This is a genomic window from Syntrophaceae bacterium (genome assembly GCA_013177825.1).
Classification (GTDB): domain Bacteria; phylum Desulfobacterota; class Syntrophia; order Syntrophales; family PHBD01; genus PHBD01.
Map to the genome: position 1 here is coordinate 352,124 of JABLXX010000003.1, position 24,259 is coordinate 376,382.

Sequence of the window (24,259 nt, forward strand, 5' to 3'; positions counted from 1 at the left end):
CTGTCGGCCCTAACTCTTTTCTGAGCATATGATACCGGACAAAACATATTACGTATTCAAACGGGTCATGCCCAGACCGCTGCAGATTTTATTGCGGAGAATCTGGATTCAAATGAAGCAAGCGAAATACGAACATGTATGGCCCATTTTAAAAAACGCGTGCATACCCCCGGAAGGATGGTCGGGATGGCCTGACGGCAAGAAGTTCGCTCTGGTCCTCACACACGATGTCGAAAACCATGAAGACCTTGAAAAATGCTCGCAACTGGCACAAATGGAAGAGCGGCTTGGATTCCGCTCCTCCTTCAATTTTGTGGCGGGGGATTACCACGTCCCCGATGCATTGAAGCTGAGCCTGACCGATAGAGGCTTCGAAATCGGCGTTCATGGCCTGCATCACAGCGAAAATCCGTTTCGCTCCGAATCGGTCTTTCGGAAGCAGGCGGTCGAGATCAACCGGACCCTGAAAGAATGGGGTGCCGTGGGTTTCCGCAGCCCCAGCATGTTTCACAACCTGGAAATGCTGCATCATCTCGACATAGAATACGATGCATCCACCTTCGACACGGACCCATTCGAACCCCAACCGGACGGGATGGAAACGATCTTCCCCTTCTGGGTGCCCAACAAGGACGGGAAAAAGGGTTACGTGGAACTGCCCTACACGTTGCCGCAGGACTTCCTGCTGTTTATCCTCATGCAGGAGAAAAGCATCGACATCTGGAAGAAGAAGCTGGACTGGATTGTAGAAAAGGGCGGAATGGCCCTGTTCATTGTGCATCCGGGATACATGAGTTTCAACGGGGTCGCGGGTCTTGACCAGTATCCGGCAAGTTATTACGAAGATTTCCTCAAGTACATCAAATCCAAATACGAGGGTCAGTATTGGCAGGTTTTGCCACGGGACATGGCTCGTTTCTGGGTGAATAAAGGAAAACTCCCGATGGCAGCGTCAGCCAGCAGTGCTTCCATGTCTATGTTACAGAAAGCTAAAGTTTTTCCCCGTTCTACCCTTCGGCCGATTCATGCCTGCATGCTCGTCTACTCATTTTATGAATCGGACAACCGGGTTATGCGGTATGCGGAGGCCCTGGCTAAGCGCGGGGATTCGGTCGATGTCATTGCCTTGGGGAAAGAAGGGGCACTCCCTTATGAGGAGATCCGGGGAGTCAAGGTCTACCGGATACAAAAGAGGATGATCGATGAAAAAGGCAAGATCTCCTATCTGTTGAAATTGATCACATTCCTGTTTAATTCTCTGGCCTTCTTAACAAGAAGGCACCTGAAAAAACCCTATGATCTGATCCATGTTCACTCTGTTCCGGATTTCGAAGTCTTCGCGACCATCTTCCCGAAATTGCAGGGTGCAAAGATCATCCTGGATATTCACGACATCGTGCCCGAGTTTTATGCAAGCAAATTCCATGAGACGAATAAAAGCATTCTCTTTAAGGCACTCGTGATGCTGGAGCAGCTTTCCAGTAAATTTGCCGACCATGTCATTATCTCCAATCATATCTGGGAGAAGACGCTCCTCTCCCGCTCCGTCAAAAGGGATAAATGTACAGTTGTCATGAATTACCCGGACGAATCCATATTTTATCAAAGGCCTCGAGACAGAAATGATGACAAGTTCGTCATGATTTATCCGGGCACGCTGGGCTGGCACCAGGGATTGGACATCGCCATCCAGGCCTTCGCAGCGATCAGAGATAACGTCCCAGAGGCGGAGTTCCATATTTACGGACGCGGACCTGAGAAAAATAACCTGGAGAACCAGATTATCGAATTGGGATTGGAAAACAGGGTGTTCATCAAAGAAACGGTCCCTATCGATCAGATCGCCAATGTGATGGCCAATGCCGATCTCGGAATCATCCCCAAACGCAACGACCCCTTTGGGGGCGAAGCATTCAGTACCAAGATTCTTGAATTCATGTCCCTGGGGGTACCTTCCATCGTGTCCAGAACCAAAATCGACCAGTTCTACTTCGATGAATCGGTCTTAAAATTCTTCAATCCGGACGATGCGAGCGATCTGGCTCAGTGCATGCTTTCCTTGAGAAATGATAAGCAGTTGCGCGACCGGCTCTCATCTGCTGCCTTTGAGTTCGTAAAGGATTACAGTTGGGAGAAAAAGCGAGGGGAGTATTTCAATCTCGTCGATGGTCTGGTTGGAAATAAGTCATAGAAAGAAAAAAGGCCTCTATGGATAACAATAATTATACATACGTCCTTATTACGCCTGCACGAAACGAAGAAGCGTTCATCGGCCAAACCATAGAGTCAGTCATCTCACAAACCATTTTACCCAAGAAATGGATCATCGTGAGCGATGGATCGACCGACCGGACGGACGAGATTGTTACCCAACATTTGGCAAAAAACCCATGGATCGAATTGTTGCGGATGCCTGAACACAGGGATCGGCACTTTGCAGCCAAAGTAAGTTGTTTTAATGCGGGCTATGACAAAGTAAAAAACATCCCCTACAATATTATTGGCAACCTGGATGCTGATGTTACATTCGACTCAACTTATTTCGAATACATCCTTTCAAGGTTTATAGAGGATCCAAATCTAGGTGTAGCTGGAACACCATATTTAGAAAGGGGTTCTCACTCTTATAAGGATAGTTATGTTGATATTCACCATGTACATGGCCAGATCCAAATGTTTCGACGGCAATGCTATGAGGATATAGGAGGTTACACACCAATCAAGGGTGGCGGTATAGACTGGGTAGCTGTGACAACGGCAAGAATGAAAACATGGAAGACATATTCATTTCAAGACAAGGTATTTATTCACCATCGTAGAATGGGAACGGGGGGAAACAGTGTATTAGAATCCCAGTTCAACTATGGTAAGAAAAATTATTTTTTAGGCAGTCATCCTTTATGGCATCTATTCAGATCTTTGTATCAGATGACCAAGAAGCCTTACGTAATAGGAGGATTGTTATTACTGGCTGGCTATAATTGGGCCTTTTTAACAGGAGTTGAAAAACCGATCAGCAATGATTTGATAAAATATTATAGAAAAGAACAAATGGATCGATTGAAAGAATTAGCATTTAGGACATTTAGATTAGACCGCAAATAAAAACGTAATGAACACACCATTAGAAAAAAGCATTTTAAAACTTGAAAAGTGGGTAGAAGATCATAACTACAAAGGTTACGATCCCGCCGACGGCCTCACATCCTACTTAAGGCCTTTGACCTTTGGCAATCTGTTTCTCGATCGTCTCCTCATGCAGCTCATCTGGCGAAGCCCAATCAACCTCCGACCGCTACTGGGCGTTAAGCCTCTCGACTCCAACATCGGCCGCGGCTACATGGCTTGGGGCTACCTGATTATGTTCCAACTGACGGGTGACCAGGCTTACAAGAACAAGGCGGTTTCATGTCTTGAGTGGCTCAGTCATAATAAAGCGCCGGGTTTTGAGCACTACAGTTGGGGTAAAATGTTTGACTTTGCCAGTCGTGGTGGCCGGCAGGGCAAATATGAACCGATCACCGTATGGACCAGCCTGATCGGGCAAGCATTTCTCGAGGCCTATGAAACCATTGGTGATGAAAAATACCTCAATATTGCCGACAGCATTTGCCAGTGGATTATAGAACGCCCCAGAAATAAGACAGATTCGGGCTTCTGCATCAATTACACACCCTTCGGTGAAGGTGATTGCACCATACACAACCAGAGCATGCTGGCTGCATCCATGCTTGCACGGACCGCTAAGCATAATCATAACAAAGAATATATAAATGTCGCTAGTGAAGCTATGAAATATACCTGTACCCGCCAATTGCCGGACGGGGCATGGTATTACGGAGAAGACCCCAAGTATCATTGGATCGACAATTTTCACACAGGATACAATCTGGATGCTTTAAAGTGTTATATTGAAAGCACAAACGATAAAACGTATGAAAAAAACTTAAAAAAAGGCTTTGATTTCTTTAGAAAAGCTTTTTTTGAACCAAACGGAAGGCCAAAATATTATCACAACAGAACATATCCAATAGACAGCCAGTGCTGTTCACAGGCAATCGAAACGTTGGCCAATTTTTCCGATAATGATCCATCGTCGTTGGAACTGGGAGTGCGCGTTGCAAGCTGGACGATTGAAAATATGCAGGATCGAACCGGCTGTTTCTATTTCATGCAATACCCGATGATGACTCTGAAAGTGCCGATGATTCATTGGGCACAGGCGACCACATACAAGGCATTGGCGGTTTTACTATTGAAAATTAAAGAGAAAGAAACCAGCAGGTAGGAAAAGTGGTTGTTAATGATAAAGAAATAAAAGTATCAGGCAAAATTATCAAGATAGCCGAATTGAAAGAAGAATGGGATGTCGATATCGAGGATCCGGAAACATTCATCAGGGATCTTAAAAGAAACGGCATCAAAGCGGATATTTTTACCTTCATGCAGAGGCTTCCTGAATCGAAACCGCGATTCAATTATTATATGGAATGGGACAGCATCGCCGCCATCCCGATTACGACATATGATTACTGGATAAAAAAGCAGGTTGTCCAGAACTCACGAAAGAAGATCGGCTTGGCCCAGAGAAAAGGTGTTACAGTAAGGCCGATGGATTTTAATGATGAACTCGTAAAAGGTATTTTGGATATCTACCATGAAACACCTTTGTTACAGGGCAAGCCCAACCGGCAGTATAGGACAGATTTTGAAACGGCAAAACGATTGAATTCTACCTTTTTGGACAGGGCACAGTTCATAGGTGCCTTCTACGAAGGCGAACTCATAGCATACATTAAATTGGTAAGAGCCGGAAAATTCATGAGAACCATGGGAATTCTGGCAAAAACAGCTCATCGTGAGAAGGGCGCGATGAATCTCCTGGTGGCGAAAGCGGTGGAAATATGTGTCGAAAAGAAGATGCCGTATCTCATCTATGCAAAGTTCAAGTACGGGAAAACGGGTAGTCTAACGCTTATGGAATTCAAGAGAAATCTTGGATTTGAGAGCATTATTCTGCCGAGATATTACGTTCCTCTAAATATTATCGGGAAAGTGATATTGAAATTAAAATTACACCGTGAGATGGTCGAATACTTACCGGAAAAAATGGTAAGAAAACTGCTTGAAATGAGAACCCGTTGGTACGAGAAGAAATATTCCTGAAAATGGAAGGTAACAAGGTCAATAGCAATCTCAATCAATAGAAGGCGGAGTTCAACGTGCCGGGCATAACAGGCATTATAAGCAAAAGCCTGCAAGAGAAAGACAAAATGGACCTGCAGCTTATGGTCGAGTCCATGTTGCATGAATCTTTTTATGTCTCCGGTACATATGTGAACGACAAGATCGGCGTATGTGCCGGCTGGATTTGCCATGAAGGTTCTTTTTCGGACTGCATGCCTGTCTGGAACGAGAAAAAGAATATTGTAATGATATTCTTTGGCGAGAATTTCACGGACCTGGAATTGTTTGACCAGCTGAAAGCAAAGCATCACCGATTTGATAATTCTAATGCCAGTTATATTATCCATTTATACGAAGAATACGGTGTCGATTTTTTGCGAATGATGAATGGCTGGTTTAGCGGGATATTGATAGATATACGGGCTGGTAAAGTTATCATATTCAATGACCGTTATGCATTGCAGAGAATCTTCTATTACAAAAGCAAGAACGCATTCTACTTCGCGTCCGAAGCAAAGGCACTGCTGAAAGTATGTCCTGAATTGAGAGAGATAGACCTGAAAGGGTTGGGTGAAATGATCAGCTGCAACTGCACCTTGGAGCATAGGTCATTATTCAGGAATGTCTTTCTGTTGCCAGGCTCCGCCGCGTGGTGTTTCGAACAGGATGGCAGCTTGAAAAAAGACTGCTACTTCGAGACGGGGACTTGGGAAAATCAGCCATGGCTTGAAAAAGATTTTTTTTATGAAAGACTGAAGGAGACTGTCTCAAAAATTCTACCCCGCTATTTTCGCTCCACGCAAAAAATTGGAATATCCTTGACCGGGGGCTTGGACACCCGCGTTATCATGGCAAATATGGACATGCCGGCCGGAAAGTATCCGTGCTACACGTTTGGCGGCATGTACCGCGATTGCTATGACGTGAAAGTGGCACGAAAGGTTGCCGAGACCTGTCAGCAAGCGCACCACACATTATATCTCGACAACCAATTCCTAGAAAACTTCAATAAGTATGCAGAAAAGACCAGTTACATTTCTGATGGATACTTTGATATCTCGAATTCATATGAGATCTACCTGAATAACCTAGCCAGAAAAATTGCCCCGATCCGCATAACGGGAAATTATGGCGGCGAAATTCTGAGAGGCATCGAGGGCATGTTGAGAGCCAGTCCTTTCAACGAAGAACTATATAGTCCTGATATAAAAAAAAATGTTCGGGATGCTGGTGATACCATAGCCGCCTTGTACCGGTCGGCAGGGCATCCCATGACAACGAATCTTTTCAGGGAAATACCTTTATTCCGCAATCATGGATTTGTATGTGAGCAGTCTCAATTAACGCCTCGTACTCCTTATCTGGATAATGATCTTGTCTCATTAATGTACAGGTTTCCCGTTTCTTTTCGAAGCACTAAAGATCTGACACTTCGACTCATCAGGGATGGAAACCAGACTTTGGGAGAAATACCTACGGATCGAGGTGTTGGTGGAAATGCAACTTTTCCGATGTCGTCATTAATGAAAGCGTATTATGAATTTCTGTTCAAAGCCGAGTATGCTTATAATTATGGAATGCCACAGTGGCTGGCCAAAATAGATCATGTATTTATGTCTATGCACTTTGAGAAGTTATTTCTTGGTCGTCATAAATTTGCCCATTTCCGTATATGGTACCGTGATGAACTGGCAGATTACGTAAAAAGTATATTGCTGGATGACAAATCGTTGGCAAGGCCTTATTTAAATAGGAAGGAAGTAGAAAAAATGGTACACGGCCACACAAAAGGTGATGCAAATTATACAACTGAGATTAGCAAGCTATTAAAATTAGAACTGATTCATAGACTCTTCGTTGAAAAGAATTGATATATTCACTTCTATTGTAAGCATGACTATAACTGATAAAACGTCACCATCATCTAGCAGTCCAAGACATCAGCCACCCAAGCCGAAGACAGGGGTTCGAATCCTTTTGGGGACGCCAAAAAAATACTTTTTCTTAAGGTTTCATTGTTTATGACAACGATGTCGAGGCTGTCTGGCAGATTGACCATAATTAGCCACAACATTTATCGGATTCTCTCCGATCCGGCGCGGAAAAGCATGCCCCAGATGGGCTGGGAATTTCTCCAGTGCAGTATAGCATCGAGAAGCATTGCCATTCATTACCTCACCAGCTTTCTATATCGACGGCACATTCACAACATTTATGACTATGTTTCCAGAAGAGAAGCGGATGAAGTTCAGGAGAAGATCAATGATCCAAAGCTCTCCGACATCGTAAGCAATAAATTGTCTTTTCTTGAGCATTTTGAAAGGGGCGGCTTTCCCGTTCCCCGCCTCCTCGGCTATAACATATTGAACAAGATGTATTTTAAAAATGATAATCAGTGGAAATCCAAAGATTTATCTTCGTCGGAGAAATTGAAGGAGTGCATGGAATGCCTTCTGGAGAATTGGAGAATTGAAGAGCTTTTCATGAAACCGATCCGCGGGAGTCAGGGATCCGGTGCAAATAAAGTCGATCGTAACAAACTTCATTCGAAAATCGATATCGAGGGCTTATTCCAATCAGTCATTTCAAATTGCTACGTGTTTCAAGAGGTTGTGGGTCAGCATCCTGATCTCTCCATTCTCAACCCGAGCTCTCTGAATACCATGCGCATTGACACATTCAGGGCACCAGGATCGAAAGCTGAGATCCTTTCCGCCTTTCTCCGTGTGGGGGGCAAGGAAAATATTGTGGATAACGTTTCAGCGGGAGGTGTGCTTGTTGGTGTCCATTTGGATAGTGGAAGACTCAAGGAAAATGCTCTGAATTTTCTTCATGGTTCGAAAACATTTGGAATATTTAAAGTCAATCCAATCAATGGGATTCCTTTTGATGGCTTTCAGGTACCCCTTTTTGATGAAGTTAAAGAAACCATCATACGAGCGGCTGAATATCTTCCATCGGCTTTGATCGGTTGGGATGTGGCTGTTTCATCTTCAGGTCCCACGCTGATGGAAGCGAATGTTCTCTACTACGGACTTACGAGCTCTGATATTGCCTATGGAGGATACAAGAAAAATCCTGTCTATCAAAAAGCTTTAGTGCATGCTAAACACATATAGAATAATGCGCTTCATCAAGTTATTATTTAACTTTCCATAGAATTAGACATCTCTAAGAAAACCAGTACTTCATGTTGATGCAATGACAATGTCCCCATCGTCTAGCGGTCCAGGACATCGGCCACTCAAGCCGAAGACAGGGGTTCGAATCCTTTTGGGGACGCCAATCATGTTTATCGAAGCTTCACAGTTTTATAGAGAAAATCATGGGTCTCTCTGAAAGACTGACCATTATCCGACACAACTTTCATATGATTCTCTCCGATCCGGAGCGAAAAAGCGTTCCCCGGATGTGCTGGGAATTTCTCCAGTGCAGTGTTGCATCCAGAAGCCTTGCCATTCATTACCTGACCAGCTTTTTATATCGACGCAGCATCAATAACATTTTTGACTATGTTTCCAGGAAAGAAGCGGATGAAGTGCAGGAGAAGATCAATGATCCGAAGCTTTCCGATATTGTAAGCAACAAATTATCATTTCTTGAACATTTTGAACGAGGCGGCTTTCCTGTTCCCCGCCTTCTCGGCTACAACATACTGGGCAAGATGTATTTGAAAATTGATCATCAGTGGGAGTCCGCCGAGTTATCCTCGCCAGAGAAGTTGAAGGAGTGCATGGAATGTCTTCTGGAGAGTTGGGGCTTTGAAGAGCTTTTCATGAAACCGATCCGTGGGAGCCAGGGATCTGAGGCATATAAAGTCACCCGAGACCACCTTCACAAGCGGACCGACATGGATAACCTGTACGATTCTGTCAGCAAAAATTATTTTGTTTTTCAAGAGGTTGTGGATCAGCATCCGGATCTTGCCATTCTCAACCCAAGCTCCCTGAATACCATGCGGATTGACACGTTCAGGGCGCCGGGAACCAAAGCCGAAATCCTTTCAGCCTTCCTCCGCGTGGGCGGTTTGGGGAACTGGGTGGACAACACTTCAGCGGGTGGTGTGTTCGTCGGTATTCATCTGGAAAGCGGCAAACTGAAAAAAGTTGCAATGAACCTCCTTCACGGATCTCAGATATTTGGAACATTTGAAGCCAATCCGGTAAATGGGTTTGTTTTTGAAGGATATCATGTGCCGCTGTTTCGCGAAGTGAAAGAAACCGTCATGCGCGCGGCCGAATATCTGCCATCGGCCTTGATTGGATGGGATGTGGCGGTCGGCCCCTACGGTCCTGTACTGATCGAAGCGAACTGCCTTTATTACGGACTCACAGGTTGCGATATGGCGTATGGAGGGTACAAGAAAAATCCTGTTTATAAAAAAGTATTGGCCTATTTAAACAAACGATGATGTGAATCGACTTTCAAATTCTAACACGAACATGAAACACAAGAAGGTCTTCACATTAACGACATCGCTGCAGATGAATCATGAAGATCAGGCGCGATTGGACTTCAAGCCCGTCCCTGATCTTGAAATTGTTCGTGCTACACAGGAGGATGCCAATACAATCAAGGAATTTTATCAAGGTATTGGAGAGAATCATTTATGGGTTGATCGAAGAGGCTGGGAAATAGATGATTTTGAAATGCAAATAGCGCAAGAGCGAACCATTATATGGCTGGCGAGGCTGAAAGGGAGGCCCATCGGATTTCTGGAAGCCTACCATTATCCAGACAACCGGATTCAGATCATTTTTCTCGGCATTCTCGATCAGTATTCGGGACGCGGGATCGGGAAGCATTTGTTGAGCCATGGAATCTCTTCTGCCTGGCAACGCAGACCAAGCAAAATGATCGTTCATACAAGAAGTTACGATGGGGAGCATGCCCTAAATAATTATGTAAAACGCGGATTCCAGATAACCAAAGTGCGTCCACAGATCATAGCTGTGCCACCGGCTATGCAAGAAACAATTACGAAACTGATCATCACTGCCAAACGGCGGGGTGTTTATCCTTCGTTCGCAAAACGCCTGGAGGCCCGCTTGAGGCAATGTTTTCTAGGGCGCAGTGCGCGATGGATTTTCCATAACGTGATGAAGAGCAACAGCCCATAAAAAATCTTGTAATACCCTTGCAGATAAGAATATTTGTCATTCTGTGTCTTTTAACCATAGTCAGTTAAAATTATGGATAAAAAAAAGATCGTATCCCGTTTGCTAAGAATAATCAGAAATGGGAGAATCGTTTATTCAGACGAGGAGAGAAAATCTCTGCAACAAATTACAAAAGAATTTTTTATATCATCTTTAAAATCTCGTTCAATAGCTTCTTACTACTTCACAAGCCTTCTCTATAAAAAAAATATTATAAATTATCTCGATTATATAAGTCACAAGGAGTGGCAGTACATGCAGCGAGTTATGTGTGATGATTCTACACATGCCATACTCGGGGATAAATTATATTTTCATAAGCACTTTGAAGGTTTTAACATACCGATGCCCCGGTTGCTTGCGTACAACCTGCGGGAAAAAGTTGTTGTGTCTGGTGAGAAAGGATGGACTTCACATGAAGTAACAACACCCGAATCTCTTGACATTATCTTAAAAACACTATTGTTCAGATCATCGAATCACGCAATCTTCATGAAGCCGACCCTTCTTTCCGGTGGTCACGGAATCGTAAGATTTTCTGATGAGAACGTTTCTCTTCAGAAGCACCAGCTAACTGATTTATTGGAGAAAATCACGTCCGATTCGTACATATTCCAAGACGGAGTAAAGCAACACGGCGATTTGGAAATGCTTAATCGGACGACATTAAATACGATCAGAATCGACACATTTAAAGCTTGTGGACAAAAACCTGAAATCATCTCTGCTTTCATTCGAATTGGTAGAGAGGGGAGCTTTGTCGATAACATAACGGCAGGAGGTTTCTACGTCGGTATCAATATGGAGACTGGAAGGTTAAGACCTTATGGGGTTCTTGAGATCCCCGATGGGGGAATGCTGCTGACGCATCACCCGGTTTCCGGCATGAAGTTCGAGGGCTTCCTCATCCCATATTATGAAAAGGTCAAGTCATTGGCGATAGAAGCCGCCGATTGCCTTCCCCAATCGCTGATTGGTTGGGATATCGGCGTATCAGAAAGTGGTCCTGTCTTGATAGAAGGCAACACGGTTTATTACGCAATGCAGTGCAGCGATGTTGCATATGGCGGATATAGGAATAATCCGGTTTACAATAAAGTAACGGATTATGTTACGAACAAAAAAAGAAAGACGTCGTATGCAAGGATTAGCCATGTTAATCTTAGCGCAATATGTTTTTGATAGAATGTCCCCATCGTCTAGCGGTCCAGGACATCGGCCACTCAAGCCGAAGACAGGGGTTCGAATCCTTTTGGGGACGCCAAAACAAAAGTTTTCCAGAATCTACCCGATAATCTTCATGGCGTTGTTTTTCTGTACTGCAATCTCATCAAATGTAAATGCCGGAATGGTCCGTGCCGAGAGCTGTTCGCAAGAGCATATCCTGACAGCAATCCAATCGGCTGAAACAGGCGATACCGTCGTCGTCCCTCCCGGCTTGTGCACATGGACTGCCGGCATCAAGATTCCGGAGGATAAGAAAATAACCCTGAGAGGCGCAGGGATTGATAAGACGATACTACATGTTGGCGACCCGGGCAGAACGAGAGTGACTTTGAGTCTGGGACGATCCGGGTCCAGAATAGAGGGCTTTACTTTTGACAACATGTTTTTAAAGATGAACGGTACAGGTTTTCGGATTGATCACAACAAATTCTATTCAGACAAAGGTGGTCGCACAGGCATTATTGCGGATGAAACCGCTGGAAAAGCGTATGAAATACCAACGGGCCTCATAGACCATAATCAGTTTTACAACGGCCGCATCATTGCACATGGTGGCGCTATGCTGGCAAATACAGAATGGACCCTGCCGACGGGTTTGGGAACTGGTGAAAATGCCGTTTATATTGAAGACAACATATTTATCAGGACGGCGTCTCCGGCGGGGAATGCAATCGATGGCAGCTATGGGGGCGCATATGTATTTCGGTACAATACGGTAGACGGTAATTATCTCGAAGCTCATTCTGTACAGGGGAACAATCGCGCTCTCAAACGATGGGAAATATACGGCAACGCGATCAACAAGGTTGCCGGAATCGTAAATTATTACGCTACCCGCCTAAGAGGGGGGACAGGAGTCGTTTTTTATAACAGCTACAAGGGGAACTGGAATCGTAGATTTGTCGCCCTCGATAATGTGCGTTGTTATAAAGATGCAGGGGAAGGAAAGTTATGTGATGGCGGTTCCAAATGGGACGGGAATGAAGACAAGACGGGTTATCCCTGCCGCGATCAGGTCGGGATGGGCCCCGATTCCGTATTATGGGTCACTTCACCACCGGGGGAATTCACGCAAGTGCATCAGCCTGCCTACTTCTGGATCAACAGGGGCGATTCGGGCAATATCAAGGTGGACGTTATCAACAAAAGCAATGACCACATAAAAGCGAACAGGGATTACTATGAATATTCGGAAACTTTCGACGGCACATCGGGCGTCGGTTGTGGGAGACTCGAAAACCGGCCCGCTTCGTGCGCGACGGGAGTGGCTTACTGGGCAACCACCCAATCATGTTCCAGTATGAAAGGTATGGTAGGAAAAGAACCGCCCACACCGATCACGGGAACTCTTTATAAATGCACTGCGCCTGATACCTGGAAGGCTTATTATACACCCTATCCTTATCCCCACCCGCTGAATAAACCCGATTAGAAAAATTTAAGTAGGATATACCGCAGAACGCAATCATGACACAATGGTTCAAGGTACTATAGACGGATGGGTTTTGATAACAACAAGCTTATTTTCGGACCGAATCCTGCCATAACGAGATCAACATGCAACCCCAATTAGCAGCATTACTCACGGTTGTTTTAATTATTTATCTGTTCTGGATGGACAGGAATAATAACAAAGGCTTTTCCAAAGCTTTGTGGGTTCCCTTCGTCTGGATGTATTTTACTCGATCACGCAACATATCCGAGTGGTTAGACCTTCAAACCCCGGATCCTTCCTTATCCATGACTTCCATTATCGAGGGCAATCCTTTAAATAGAAATATATATACTGCTCTGTTAATTCTGGGCATCTTTGCTCTGATAAAGCGGAAAATCGATTGGCGAACGATATTTGTTAAAAACTCTTGGATTTGGCTTTATTTCATCTTTGGTGCTATCAGTATTTTCTGGTCTGATTATCCTTATGTTTCTTTCAAAAGGTTGATCAAGGCATCGTGTGTTGTAATCATGGCATTGGTAATCTTAACCGAGGCGCGTCCCTATTTGGCGATCGGTCTTATCCTGAAGCGCCTTGCTTTTATCCTTTTACCGTTGTCCGTGCTTTTCATAAAGTATTACCCGGAATTTGGTCGCGCCTACCACCATTCAACGGGTGAATTGATGTCAACAGGTGTTACGAGTCATAAGAATGCCCTGGGTGCATTATGTCTGGTCTCGGGGATTTATTTTTTGTGGAACTTGTTTTGGGGAGGAAAGAAAGAAGGTGACGCGGGACCGCGTCTGCACTTCTCCATATACATGATCATGTTCGTTATGCTCTTCTGGCTGTTCCGCATGGCAAACAGTGCAACCTCTCTGGCCTGCATGGTTGTTACCATACTTCTTTTTACAATTGCCAAGCATCCTGCATTTGTTCGGAATCCCTCGAAGCTCATTGTTTTCGGTATTGTATGTGTTGTCATAGCCGGTCTATCGGAAATGACTTTCGGTATTAAAGAGTATGTGATTGAGCTACTGGGCAGGAAGCCAGATCTGACCACTCGAGTTCCCATGTGGGAGCACGTACTTAATCTAACTGTTGATCCTATATTTGGAGCGGGCTACGAAAGTTTCTGGCTGGGAGAGCGCTTGGCAATCATACAAGCGCGTTGGGGCGATATTGTCCAAGCGCATAACGGCTACTTAGAAATGTACCTGAACATGGGCCTAGTCGGTGTTTTTTTCATCATATGTTGGATCTTCTCAGGCCTCCTAAGTGTGAATCGACACCTCAGTATTGACTACCCGTCAGCGAATCTACGGCTCTGCTTGATTGTCGTTGTTGCATTATACAACTACACGGAGGCGACTTTTTATGGACCTAACGTCATGTGGTTGTTGTTCTTTATAGGAATTATCACTCTTCCAAATTATAAGCCAAAGATTAATCAGAATGTTTGATAATATTCAAGAAGATGAATTTATCCGATGAGCGATAATTATGGGGAATTGAGCGCAACCGGCCTGAAAAAAAAAGCGGTGAAAGGGGCCGGGATTAATGTCGTTACACAATTTCTAAATTTCATATTTCATTTTATTGGAGTCATCATCCTTGCACGGTTGTTGACGCCGAAAGATTTCGGCCTTGTCGCAATGGTTACAGCATTCAGCCTCTTGCCGATGAATTTTGGCCTCAATGGCTTTTCAGAATATATCCAGCAAAGGCAGACCATAAGTAGTAAAGAGATCAATTCGATTTTCTGGGTACACTTTTTTATAGCATCATTTTTTGCCTTGGGTTTTGTCGTCTTCGGGTACTTTCTTGTTGATTTCTATTCAGAACCCGCATTGAGTAGCATCTCCGCCGCTTTTGCGTCGAGTTTCATCCTTGTAGCCTTATTCACCACCCCCAGAGCCCTGCTAAGAAGGGAGATGAAATTTGCATCCATCGCCGTTGTGGATCTTGTTACGGGTATCTTATCCGTCATCTTCTCCATCCTGGTTGCATTGGCCGGGATGTCTTATTGGGCCGTCGTTACCCGACAGCTTATGATCCCCGTCTTGATCGCAATCGCAACATGGTTCACGTTGTCTTGGCGGCCGGGCAGGCCGCAAAACCTTTCTGCTGCAATTCCCGGTCTGAAATTTGCGGTGAAGGTATATGGCAATTTCTCAATAGATTATTTCACAAAAAGCTTTGATAGAATGCTTCTCGGTAAATTTCATGGGTCTGCTATACTGGGTAATTATGAACGTGCATATCATTTGTCTTCCATGCCTGCGCAGCAAATCATTTTTCCTCTGACCACCGTAGCCCTTTCAACGCTGAGTCGTTTGCGGGATGATAGGGAACGCTATTTTCAATATTATACAAAGGCCGTTTCCATGGTTGCTTTTATCGGCACATTGGCGGCTGTTGTTCTGATGCTTTCGTCCCGTGATCTTGTCCCGCTGCTTCTTGGACCGGGATGGACCGAAACGGGGGAAATACTCATGGCTTTCAGCCCCGGAATCGCGGCGATGCTCGTTTATGCCACGATATCGTGGCTTCATCTCTCACTCGGAACGCCGGGAAGATGGCTTCGGTGGAATATCCTGGCAACGATCGTCACCGTAGTGTTCTTCGCTGCTGCGGCGCCATTTGGTGCTCTCGCGATGGCAGCATCCGTCTCTTTGGTTAAGTTTATACTTGTCCTGCCGGGCCTTTGGTATGCCGGACGACCAATAGAGATGAACATTGCCGCCTTGTTGCGCAGCATAATGCCTTATTTCTTGGCAGGAATTCTTGCATCTGCAATATGGCTTTCCCTTCCTCTTATTTGGCCGTATTTTAACGTATTGTACGATCATCTCAGCCTATTTTCTCGAGTTCTAATGATTGTAGTTATTATTCCTTTGCTTTATATTGGGATAGTAGTAATTCTTCAGCGCAGCTTTAGTTCAATATATGAATTGGTGGATCTTGTAAAAATATTCCTGAAACGGTAATGACAAAATATTGTTATTTTTTGTGTTGCTGGTTTCAATTGGCTATAGAACTGACAGCCCAATTCGGGCATAATAAATATTTATTATCTGTAGTATTTTAACGGGTTTGTGAATTCGTTGTATTTATAATTTATCAGCATAATTACTAGGTAAAGAACCATCATTATGGATACAATAAATATGAAAGCTGAGGGGCGGATTGATGCAATAGATTTTTCAAAGGGGATTCTCGTGTTTTTCATGGTCGTATATCACAGTCTTAATCACCTTAAATACGGATCACTGCCTCATGAGTATATGGCCTTTCTTCCACCGTCATTTATAATGATTACAGGCTTTATTATAACTCAAATATATCTTCCCAAGTACAGACTTGATGCAAATGGTTTTAGAACAAGGTTGGCTTCAAGAGCATTAAAACTTTTGCTAATATTTACATTCTTAAACTTGTTAGCTCGTATGATGAAGCCAAAATTTAGTTTAGGCTATGTTTTCGAACTGGAGGATTATTGGGCGGATTGTTTAAGTATTTACGTCATTGGCAGTCCGAAGATGGTAGCATTCGAGGTACTTCTTCCTATTAGCTATATACTCCTCCTATCCATCGTTATATCGATGTTTAAACTATTCACCCCTATCTTTATTTCAATCTTTACAATGTTTATATTCGGACTTTGCATTTTTTTAAAATATCATGGCATTTCTATCTATAATTTAAGCTTTATTAGTTTTGGTCTTATCGGTATGGCTGTTGGATTTATACCTCTTTTGCATATTAATCAATTGTCAAAAAGGTGGACATTTTTATTCTTATTATTGGTGCTTTACGGTTTTATTTATTGGGGCGGGGGAGATTATTACCATATGCAAATTCTATCGGCACTAATAAGTATTCTAATCTTTTATGTAATAGGTTGTAAAACAAATGCAAAGTATAGTATCGCAAAGTTGATAATATTGCTTGGGCAATATTCACTATTTAGTTACATTATTCAAATTCTATATATAAGGTTGTTTGTGTCATTGACAGCCACTCAAACAGCTAAGTTAAATATGGCAATAACAATCATTATAGTGACTATTGTCATGTCAGCAACAGTAATTATATTAGAATATGCTCGAGAGCAATCTAGAGTAATAAATCGCATTTATAAAGTCGTATTTGCTTAGAGATAAATATCAATCTTATAATTGAAGACTATTATGAGCAAGGGAAGAAGAAAAAAAAATGAAAGTCATATCTCTGTTTGCATTTGTACATATAAGCGTCCTGAAATGTTAAGTCATGCTTTAGAAGGTATATTGAAACAAGTTGTTGATGATGGATTTACGTATGAAATTGTCATTGTGGATAATGATCGCACTCGGTCTGCGGAACCTGTTGTTCTCCAACATCAAAACAAATCAGTCATACCAATCATGTACTCGTGTGAAACGGAGCAAAACATCGCTCTCGCGAGAAACAGGGCGATTAGATTATCTACGGGAAACCTCATTGCCTTCATAGACGATGATGAATGCCCGGTAAAGGAATGGCTTGCACGGCTATACAATGCCAAAATGGATTATAAAGCAGATGGTGCCCTTGGTCCTGTGTTGCCCGAATTTCCTCCCGAGTCACCACGATGGCTAAGGGAAGGAAACATTTTTAACAGAAGGCGGTTTTTGACGGGAACGAAACTGACTGTTCGCGATACACGTACTGGAAACGTATTGCTCTCTCGTTCAATGTTTCCAGAAAATGAAATATGGTTTGATCCGGCTTTTGGTCTGACAGGTGGAGAAGATGTAGATTTTTTTAGACGGCAAATTTCGTTGGGCCGTATATTTGTGTGGTGCGACGAAGCGGAAGCTTATGAAACGGTAACGGCGGATAGGTGCAAAAGTTCATTCCATCTTAAGAAATATTTCAAGATAGGTGCACTGAATGGAGAGAATCTCCGTAAAGATGGTTTTTCGGGATTCATTGGTTTTTTTAAATGCATTCTTTCTGTGCTTGTCTGGTCAATATCGTTCATAGCGTTATTACCGCTTGGAAAGCATCGATGGATATCACCAATCCTTAAGCTTTCGTATTCATCGAGTTGCGTTCTGTCTTATTGCGGGATACAATTAGAGAAAAACAGGTACTGAATTTGACGTTGTCCGTGTTAATGGGGATGTTACACAGTACCCCTATCATTATAGGCTTTAAATATGCGATGACGTAATGGCACAATAGAATGAATAGAAATTTTCGATGGTCTCATTAAAGGAGATATTCAGCATATGAATTCATGCACAAGATGCTTATTGAAAACAGAAGTGCCTGGCGTACTTGTCGATGAAAAGGGGATCTGTTCTGTCTGCCGGGACTACGATAAGAATTGGGGCGATTGGGAAAGCAAAAAAGAAGATAAACTAAAAGAACTTGAAGGCATTCTAAATAGAGCAAAAGCAAGAAATCAGATGTATGATGTTCTCGTGCCAATATCGGGGGGGAAAGACAGCATTTACGTTCTTTATTTATGCAAGAAACGTTTCAATCTCAAGTGCCTTGCTGTAACATGGGATAATGGGTTTCTGACAGATCATGCAAGAGTCAACATAAAAAATGCCTGCGATGTGCTTGGCGTTGACCATTTATATTATGGTTTGAGTAAACCGCTACTGATGAAGCTTTATAGACATTTTTTCTTGAATACTGGTTTTCTCTGTCCCGTGTGCATGAAAGGCATTGGCACCACCATTTTCAGGACCCAGATTGCTTTCAATATTCCTCTTGCCATAACGGGTACATCAAGACGCTCAGAGGAATATGTCAATCCGGCATATTTCCTCGATGGGAGCTACAGTTTTTTAGAGAATGTTTTAGAGAATACCCCTCTATTGAAAGAAGCCGAAGTCTTAATGCAGCCAATGGGGTTATTCAAGTCACCGCCTGCTATCAAATTACCCGATTATATGGATTGGGATTATGATTTGATTTATAAAACGATTACAAGCAAGTTGGGATGGACAGCGCACAGTCCTGACGCAGAGCATTCGGATTGTAAAGTCGACAATATCATTCACTATATAAGATACCGAAAGTTTCCGGCGTTGATTCCTGAGATGCTTCGTTTCAGTAAACTTGTAACTTGTGGTCAGTTGGACAGGCAGGAAGCGGAAAAGCGTCTTGCCGAAAAAAGGGAATCTTTGAAAGAACCGTCCAATATGGATTTTTTCTTGAATGCTTTAGATATCAGCAGGGATGATTTCGAAGGGGTAGTAACTGATCCGATGAAGCACATGAAATACAGGAAGGAGCGAAGCAGAGTAGTACGCAGGCTTAAAACATTGAAAAAAAAATTCTATCCCTGATTGTTTGCTTATCAGATGAGTTAATAAATAGCAGGAAGAAAAGCTTCTTGTAATATTCATAAATGATTGAAAGCAGGGGAACTGGGGCTGTGGAAGAAACCTTCATACGAGGGATTTTCAATCGGGTTCTTCACCTGATGGCACGGAATTGTCCCGGCGCTTCCACTCTGAGACCGTTTCTGCATAAACTTCGCGGTGTAAAGATTTATGGCAATGTATTTATAGGAGATGATGTTTACTTGGAAAATGCACATCCGGATTGCATTGAAATACACGATGGTGCTCAAATTGCTTTAAGAACAAATATCATTGCCCACTTTAGAGGAACTGGCAAAGTAATTATTGGGAAAAACGTGTGGATTGGCATGAGTTGTAACATTGCTTCAATACCAGGTCAGATTTTAAATATCGGCGAGGGAGCTGTTGTGGGTATGGGATCAACTGTAACAAGGGATGTTCCTCCCTTCACATTTGTAATGGGTTCTCCGGCAAAACCTAAATATAGAGTAACTATTCCGATGACTTTAGAAACAAGTTTTGAAGACTGGAAAAATGGACTAATTCCCATCAAAGAGGAGTGAGGAAAAATGCCTGATCAAGCATACCATGCATCAGTCATAATTGATGACCCGCTCTTGAGGGAAAACTATGGTTTCTTGAACTTCAGGAAGTTGCTCGAACTGATGGATAAACATAATTTTTTCACGTCGATTGCGTTTATTCCGTTCAACTATAAAAGAACAGACGAAAAAATTGCCTATTTGTTTAGAAACAGACCCGATAGGTTCTGTTTGTGTGTTCATGGATGCGATCACGAAAAAGGAGAGTTCGGGAATAAGGATTCGAATTATTTGGACATGAAAGTGACATTGGCCACTGCGAGAATGATTGAACATGAAAGGAGAACAGGTATACCATTTGAAAGAGTCATGGTATTTCCCCAAGGAATATTCTCGAATGCAGCATTGGAAGTGTTGGCGAAAAACGGGTATTGGGCGGCTGTGAACACAGAGCCTTTACCGGTGGATGGTTCATTGTCCTCAAGCTTTCCATTTTTCTTACGGTACAAACCTGAAGATGTTGCAGATGTGATTTGTGATCCCATATTCATTGTGCTCCATCACGATTATTTTAAAAATGGCTATGAAAAACTGGGTGTTTTGGTTGATGAACTGAAATCACGTATCTCAACAATAAAATGGGATAGCGTCGGGAATATTGTACGATCTATTGTGACAACAAACCCGGCTACATTAAATCCAGCTGGTGTCGATCTGAGCGGTAGAGAATATTTTGGCTATAAAGAGATTATAAAAAAATCTGCAAGAAGATATGCATCTGAATTCAGGGATAATTATGTTTGTAAGAACGATTATCTGCTTAATATTGTAAAAAAAGTCAGAATTATGATTTCAAACTGAAGGCAGATCCAAAGAGGCATGTTTACGACAGTTGAAAAGTTCAATCTTATAACATGGGCATTTCTCCTTCTTTCCTCGGCTATTTTAATTTTTACCTGCTTTCAATGGTTCAGAAAGAAGAGGATACCTCTTTTTAATAAACTGGCTATTATCGTCGTCTTTATAGGAACGGTAGCTATTGCCGATGCCTATTGGATCGAGCCGAACTGGCTTCAGACTGAACAGGTCGTGATCCACGACCCGGAGTTGGCCCAGGTTTTGGAAGGAGTGCGGGTTGTTCAGATTTCTGATATCCATCTTCAGGGCGGAATTGGATACCGTGAAAGAGACCTGATTGCCAAGGTCAATGCGTTGAAGCCGGACCTCCTTTTCATTACCGGCGACTTTTTCAGTGACAAGCAGAAGAGTGAAATGGCGATAGAAGTGTCGGCGCTTACAGAATTGATTCGCAGCTTTAGAACAACAACGGGTATCTTCGGAGTTACTGGAAATTATGATTACCCTCTGAACAATCCAGCAATTATGAGCGAATTCAGAGCTGCCGGGATCGACATCCTCATCAATGAAAACCGGGCGCTGAGTTTGCCCAATAATAAGATCCTGTATATCGCGGGATTCCATTATGCATGGAACAGGCGACCCAAATCAAAGACGTTCAGCGGTATCCCGTTGGGTGCGCCGATTGTTTTGCTGGCCCATGAGCCCGACCATTTCGGCGAGACCATCGGAGCGCAGGTGAATCTCCTTTTGGTCGGCCACACACATGGTGGGCAGATCCGAATCCCCTTCCTGACCGAGAGATCCAAATCAGCCCAAAAGTCAGCCTTTATGAGCGGGCTCTATGATAAAGGCAAAACAAAGATGTATGTAAATCGGGGGATCGGGACCACAAGAGTCCCGGTCCGCTTTTTCTGCCGTCCCGAAATCACAGTCCTCACGGTAACAAAATAAGGGACAGGATTTCCCCAAGGGACAGTTTCGCAAATACACATAACAGGGGCAGCCCCCCGAAAATATTACGCCACGGAGGAGAACAAACATGATGAACATCCCATTCGTCGATCTGAAAAGCCAGTACAACAGCATCAAGGAAGAAATCGATCAGGCAATCACCGCCGTAATTTCAAAGACGGCATTTGTCGGCGGTCCCTTTCTGCAAAGTTTCGAGGAGGCCTTTGCAAAGTTCTGCAACGTGAAAAACGGCATTGGCGTCGCGAACGGAACGGACGCTCTTTATATAGCCCTGCGAACCTTGGGCATTGGGAAAGGTGACGAGGTCATCACCGTGGCGAACAGCTTTATCGCCACATCGGAGGCCATCACGGCGGCTGGGGCGAAAGTCGTCTTTGTGGATATCAACCCGAAGACCTACAATATCGACACGAACAAGATCGAAGAGAAGATCACACCCAAAACCAAGGCCATCATTCCCGTTCACCTTTATGGCCAGCCGGCGGACATGGATCCTATCCTGGACTTGGCCAAGAAATACAATCTCAAGGTAGTTGAAGATGCGGCGCAGGCGCACGGCGCCATCTACAAGGGGCGTGTCATCGGATCCATGGGCGACATTGCCTGCTTCAGCTTTTATCCGGGAAAGAATCTGGGCGCCTATGGGGATGGGGGGGCCATTGTCACAAACAACGATGCCTGGGCAGAGAAGGCAAGGATGATCGCCAACCACGGCCGCGCCGGTAAATACGACCATGAACTGGAGGGGGTCAACAGCCGCCTCGATGGTATCCAGGCAGCTATCCTGGAAGCCAAGCTGAAGCACCTGCCGGCATGGAGCGAAGCACGCAGGAGAAACGCCTATTGCTATAACAAGTATCTTGCCGACGCCGGCGTGGTTATACCGCAGGAAATAGACGACGTGACGGCCGTCTATCATCTCTATGTGGTTCGGGTGCAAAAGGGATCGCGCCAGAAGCTCCAGGAACACCTGCAGAGCAAGGGCATTGCATCGGGCATTCATTATCCCATTGCTCTTCCAAATCTGCAGGCTTATGCGTATCTCGGCCACCAAGAAAGCGACTTTCCCGAGGCCACGAAGGCCTCCCAGGAGATCGTTTCACTGCCGATGTTCCCGGAGCTCACAGAAAGCCAGATCCAGTATATCGCCCAAGCAATCAAGGAATTTGCTTAAATATGTGGGATGACCCTCCGGCACGATTGTCAAATCGTGCCGGAGGGCTTTGAAGGCTTCATGCTTTTTGAATATGGAATTACTTATGTTTTTTGCTTGAAAAGTATGATAAATTCCGTCAACCTTGTAAGGCACCGGTATAAAAAGAAACAGTACTGATGGATTCAATTCGACGGGAGGGAGCACTTATGGAGAAAAAATTCGGAAAAGGTTTGATCGGGCTGGTCGCTTTTCTGGCCGCAGTGTTGTGTATGGGAAGCTTGGCCTATGCAGCCGATTATGATGACAAGGACTTTTCGTTGCGGTTCCCGGCCGCACTGAGCCGTTTCTCTTCATACGCAGATGTAGCCGCAACAGGCGGTGCATCGGCCGGAAGCAAGTGGCAGTCATCCTCAAATCCGGCCGCGCTTGCCTGGCAAAGCCTGACGGGGACCTATCGTGTGTCATTGAACCCGCAGTATTCAGCCATCATGTTTAAAGAAGGCACGAATCTGCATGTCATAACGGGATCTGTTACCAAGGAGTTAGAAAAATATGGGACCCTTCAATTTGCTTATGCAAAGGCCAGAAGCAATGGTGATGATACGAAGCAAGGTATTGGGTTTCACTACGACATGAACTATGTCCAGCTTCAATACGGGAAGCGTTTTTCGGAAGATTTTGCGTTAGGGGCAGGTTTCAATTATTCGTCGTCGGAAGTCGATAACAAGTACGGTGTTTTGAGGCTCGCAAATTCAACAAGTGACACCTATGGTGTTAGAATCGGTGGTCTTTATCGCATTGCGGGAAATCTCCTTGGAGGCTTGGTTGTTGATTATTCATCATCACCGTCATCAACAAAGTATTACGATACAACCGGCTTATTCGGACCTGTTTATATACAGGTAAATGATACGACAAAACAGTTCACCCTTCGTGTCGGCCCTTCGTATGAGTACATGAAGGATTCCACTGTCAGTCTTGATTATCAGTATGGCTTGTTCAAAAACGACACGGGCAACATGGAAGCTCATCGCGTCTATGCGGGAATCGACCATCGGATCGTGGATGCATTGTTTATCCGTGGCGGTATTGCATTCGATCGCAACGGTTTTACGGGCTGGACCTGCGGACTGGGCATATATCCGACCAAGCAGATCAGCATCGATCTGGGGTATCAATACAACATGTACCCTGAATTGGAGTCTGAATTTGGCCGGTCGCATGCTCTGGTCATATCGCTGGGGGTGTCGTTCTAACCAGACCTCAGAACGCGTAAGGCACAGCAACCTACAAAAAAGCCTCCTGTGCTGTCAGCCATAGCAGGTTGACAGCCAGGAGGCTTTTTCGTCTCTTCGATATCATCTCATTTG

20 protein-coding genes and 2 tRNA genes are annotated in these 24,259 nt (G+C 44.1%); all 22 read left to right on the forward strand.

Going from position 1 to position 24,259, the window contains the following annotated elements:
* Window positions 1-28: 28 nt before the first annotated feature.
* The 22 genes from HPY65_09295 to HPY65_09400 all read left to right on the forward strand — a co-directional run bounded on the left by HPY65_09295 (window position 29) and on the right by HPY65_09400 (window position 24,145).
* A complete protein-coding gene (locus HPY65_09295; protein ID NPU84671.1) occupies window positions 29-2,191 on the forward strand; it encodes a glycosyltransferase in 2,163 nt (720 codons plus the stop codon).
* 17 nt (window positions 2,192-2,208) lie between these two features.
* Window positions 2,209-3,105: a glycosyltransferase family 2 protein gene (locus HPY65_09300; protein NPU84672.1), complete on the forward strand. Its 897-nt coding sequence runs from the start codon at window positions 2,209-2,211 to the stop codon at window positions 3,103-3,105.
* Between the two features lie 7 nt (window positions 3,106-3,112).
* Window positions 3,113-4,288, forward strand: coding sequence for a hypothetical protein (locus HPY65_09305; protein ID NPU84673.1), 1,176 nt, complete (start codon window positions 3,113-3,115; stop codon window positions 4,286-4,288).
* 5 nt (window positions 4,289-4,293) lie between these two features.
* Window positions 4,294-5,166 (forward strand): hypothetical protein, encoded by an 873-nt coding sequence (locus tag HPY65_09310; GenBank protein NPU84674.1) that lies wholly within the window; start codon window positions 4,294-4,296, stop codon window positions 5,164-5,166.
* Window positions 5,167-5,222: 56 nt separating this feature from the next.
* Window positions 5,223-7,058 carry a hypothetical protein gene (locus HPY65_09315; protein NPU84675.1) on the forward strand — a complete coding sequence of 612 codons (1,836 nt, stop codon included), beginning with the start codon at window positions 5,223-5,225 and terminating at the stop codon, window positions 7,056-7,058.
* Window positions 7,059-7,304: 246 nt separating this feature from the next.
* Entirely contained in the window at window positions 7,305-8,306 is a 1,002-nt protein-coding gene (locus tag HPY65_09320; protein NPU84676.1) for a hypothetical protein, read from the forward strand.
* Window positions 8,307-8,396: 90 nt separating this feature from the next.
* Window positions 8,397-8,472: transfer RNA gene (locus HPY65_09325), tRNA-Glu, on the forward strand.
* Window positions 8,473-8,512: 40 nt separating this feature from the next.
* A complete protein-coding gene (locus HPY65_09330) occupies window positions 8,513-9,598 on the forward strand; it encodes a hypothetical protein (GenBank protein NPU84677.1) in 1,086 nt (361 codons plus the stop codon).
* A gap of 31 nt (window positions 9,599-9,629) precedes the next feature.
* Entirely contained in the window at window positions 9,630-10,307 is a 678-nt protein-coding gene (locus tag HPY65_09335; protein ID NPU84678.1) for a GNAT family N-acetyltransferase, read from the forward strand.
* A 72-nt stretch (window positions 10,308-10,379) separates the two neighbouring features.
* Complete coding sequence (locus HPY65_09340) at window positions 10,380-11,528, forward strand: hypothetical protein (GenBank protein NPU84679.1); 1,149 nt, start codon at window positions 10,380-10,382, stop codon at window positions 11,526-11,528.
* 6 nt (window positions 11,529-11,534) lie between these two features.
* Window positions 11,535-11,610: transfer RNA gene (locus HPY65_09345), tRNA-Glu, on the forward strand.
* 36 nt (window positions 11,611-11,646) lie between these two features.
* Entirely contained in the window at window positions 11,647-13,005 is a 1,359-nt protein-coding gene (locus HPY65_09350) for a hypothetical protein (protein ID NPU84680.1), read from the forward strand.
* A gap of 125 nt (window positions 13,006-13,130) precedes the next feature.
* Complete coding sequence (locus HPY65_09355; GenBank protein NPU84681.1) at window positions 13,131-14,471, forward strand: O-antigen ligase family protein; 1,341 nt, start codon at window positions 13,131-13,133, stop codon at window positions 14,469-14,471.
* Window positions 14,472-14,498: 27 nt separating this feature from the next.
* Window positions 14,499-15,998, forward strand: coding sequence for a lipopolysaccharide biosynthesis protein (locus HPY65_09360; protein NPU84682.1), 1,500 nt, complete (start codon window positions 14,499-14,501; stop codon window positions 15,996-15,998).
* Window positions 15,999-16,163: 165 nt separating this feature from the next.
* A complete protein-coding gene (locus HPY65_09365) occupies window positions 16,164-17,168 on the forward strand; it encodes a hypothetical protein (GenBank protein ID NPU84683.1) in 1,005 nt (334 codons plus the stop codon).
* 33 nt (window positions 17,169-17,201) lie between these two features.
* Complete coding sequence (locus HPY65_09370; GenBank protein ID NPU84684.1) at window positions 17,202-18,131, forward strand: glycosyltransferase family 2 protein; 930 nt, start codon at window positions 17,202-17,204, stop codon at window positions 18,129-18,131.
* Window positions 18,132-18,290: 159 nt separating this feature from the next.
* Window positions 18,291-19,340: a hypothetical protein gene (locus tag HPY65_09375; GenBank protein NPU84685.1), complete on the forward strand. Its 1,050-nt coding sequence runs from the start codon at window positions 18,291-18,293 to the stop codon at window positions 19,338-19,340.
* A gap of 89 nt (window positions 19,341-19,429) precedes the next feature.
* Window positions 19,430-19,921, forward strand: a complete 492-nt coding sequence (locus tag HPY65_09380; GenBank protein ID NPU84686.1) for an acyltransferase — start codon at window positions 19,430-19,432, stop codon at window positions 19,919-19,921.
* Between the two features lie 6 nt (window positions 19,922-19,927).
* A complete protein-coding gene (locus tag HPY65_09385) occupies window positions 19,928-20,761 on the forward strand; it encodes a hypothetical protein (GenBank protein ID NPU84687.1) in 834 nt (277 codons plus the stop codon).
* Between the two features lie 18 nt (window positions 20,762-20,779).
* On the forward strand, window positions 20,780-21,712 hold the full coding sequence (locus tag HPY65_09390; GenBank protein NPU84688.1) for a metallophosphoesterase: 933 nt from the start codon (window positions 20,780-20,782) through the stop codon (window positions 21,710-21,712).
* 91 nt (window positions 21,713-21,803) lie between these two features.
* Window positions 21,804-22,907 (forward strand): DegT/DnrJ/EryC1/StrS family aminotransferase, encoded by a 1,104-nt coding sequence (locus HPY65_09395; GenBank protein NPU84689.1) that lies wholly within the window; start codon window positions 21,804-21,806, stop codon window positions 22,905-22,907.
* Window positions 22,908-23,095: 188 nt separating this feature from the next.
* Window positions 23,096-24,145 carry an outer membrane beta-barrel protein gene (locus HPY65_09400; GenBank protein NPU84690.1) on the forward strand — a complete coding sequence of 350 codons (1,050 nt, stop codon included), beginning with the start codon at window positions 23,096-23,098 and terminating at the stop codon, window positions 24,143-24,145.
* Window positions 24,146-24,259 lie beyond the last annotated feature (114 nt).

Bases quoted from the DNA above. Each gene is read 5' to 3' on its own strand.
- HPY65_09330 (NPU84677.1), top strand. From the start codon at position 8,513: ATGGGTCTCTCTGAAAGACTGACCATTATCCGACACAACTTTCATATG.
- HPY65_09370 (NPU84684.1), top strand. From the start codon at position 17,202: ATGAGCAAGGGAAGAAGAAAAAAAAATGAAAGTCATATCTCTGTTTGC.
- HPY65_09340 (NPU84679.1), top strand. From the start codon at position 10,380: ATGGATAAAAAAAAGATCGTATCCCGTTTGCTAAGAATAATCAGAAAT.
- HPY65_09305 (NPU84673.1), top strand. From the start codon at position 3,113: ATGAACACACCATTAGAAAAAAGCATTTTAAAACTTGAAAAGTGGGTA.
- HPY65_09365 (NPU84683.1), top strand. From the start codon at position 16,164: ATGGATACAATAAATATGAAAGCTGAGGGGCGGATTGATGCAATAGAT.
- HPY65_09395 (NPU84689.1), top strand. From the start codon at position 21,804: ATGAACATCCCATTCGTCGATCTGAAAAGCCAGTACAACAGCATCAAG.
- HPY65_09350 (NPU84680.1), top strand. From the start codon at position 11,647: ATGGCGTTGTTTTTCTGTACTGCAATCTCATCAAATGTAAATGCCGGA.
- HPY65_09320 (NPU84676.1), top strand. From the start codon at position 7,305: ATGGGCTGGGAATTTCTCCAGTGCAGTATAGCATCGAGAAGCATTGCC.
- HPY65_09360 (NPU84682.1), top strand. From the start codon at position 14,499: ATGAGCGATAATTATGGGGAATTGAGCGCAACCGGCCTGAAAAAAAAA.
- HPY65_09390 (NPU84688.1), top strand. From the start codon at position 20,780: ATGTTTACGACAGTTGAAAAGTTCAATCTTATAACATGGGCATTTCTC.
- HPY65_09335 (NPU84678.1), top strand. From the start codon at position 9,630: ATGAAACACAAGAAGGTCTTCACATTAACGACATCGCTGCAGATGAAT.
- HPY65_09385 (NPU84687.1), top strand. From the start codon at position 19,928: ATGCCTGATCAAGCATACCATGCATCAGTCATAATTGATGACCCGCTC.
- HPY65_09300 (NPU84672.1), top strand. From the start codon at position 2,209: ATGGATAACAATAATTATACATACGTCCTTATTACGCCTGCACGAAAC.
- HPY65_09295 (NPU84671.1), top strand. From the start codon at position 29: ATGATACCGGACAAAACATATTACGTATTCAAACGGGTCATGCCCAGA.
- HPY65_09355 (NPU84681.1), top strand. From the start codon at position 13,131: ATGCAACCCCAATTAGCAGCATTACTCACGGTTGTTTTAATTATTTAT.
- HPY65_09400 (NPU84690.1), top strand. From the start codon at position 23,096: ATGGAGAAAAAATTCGGAAAAGGTTTGATCGGGCTGGTCGCTTTTCTG.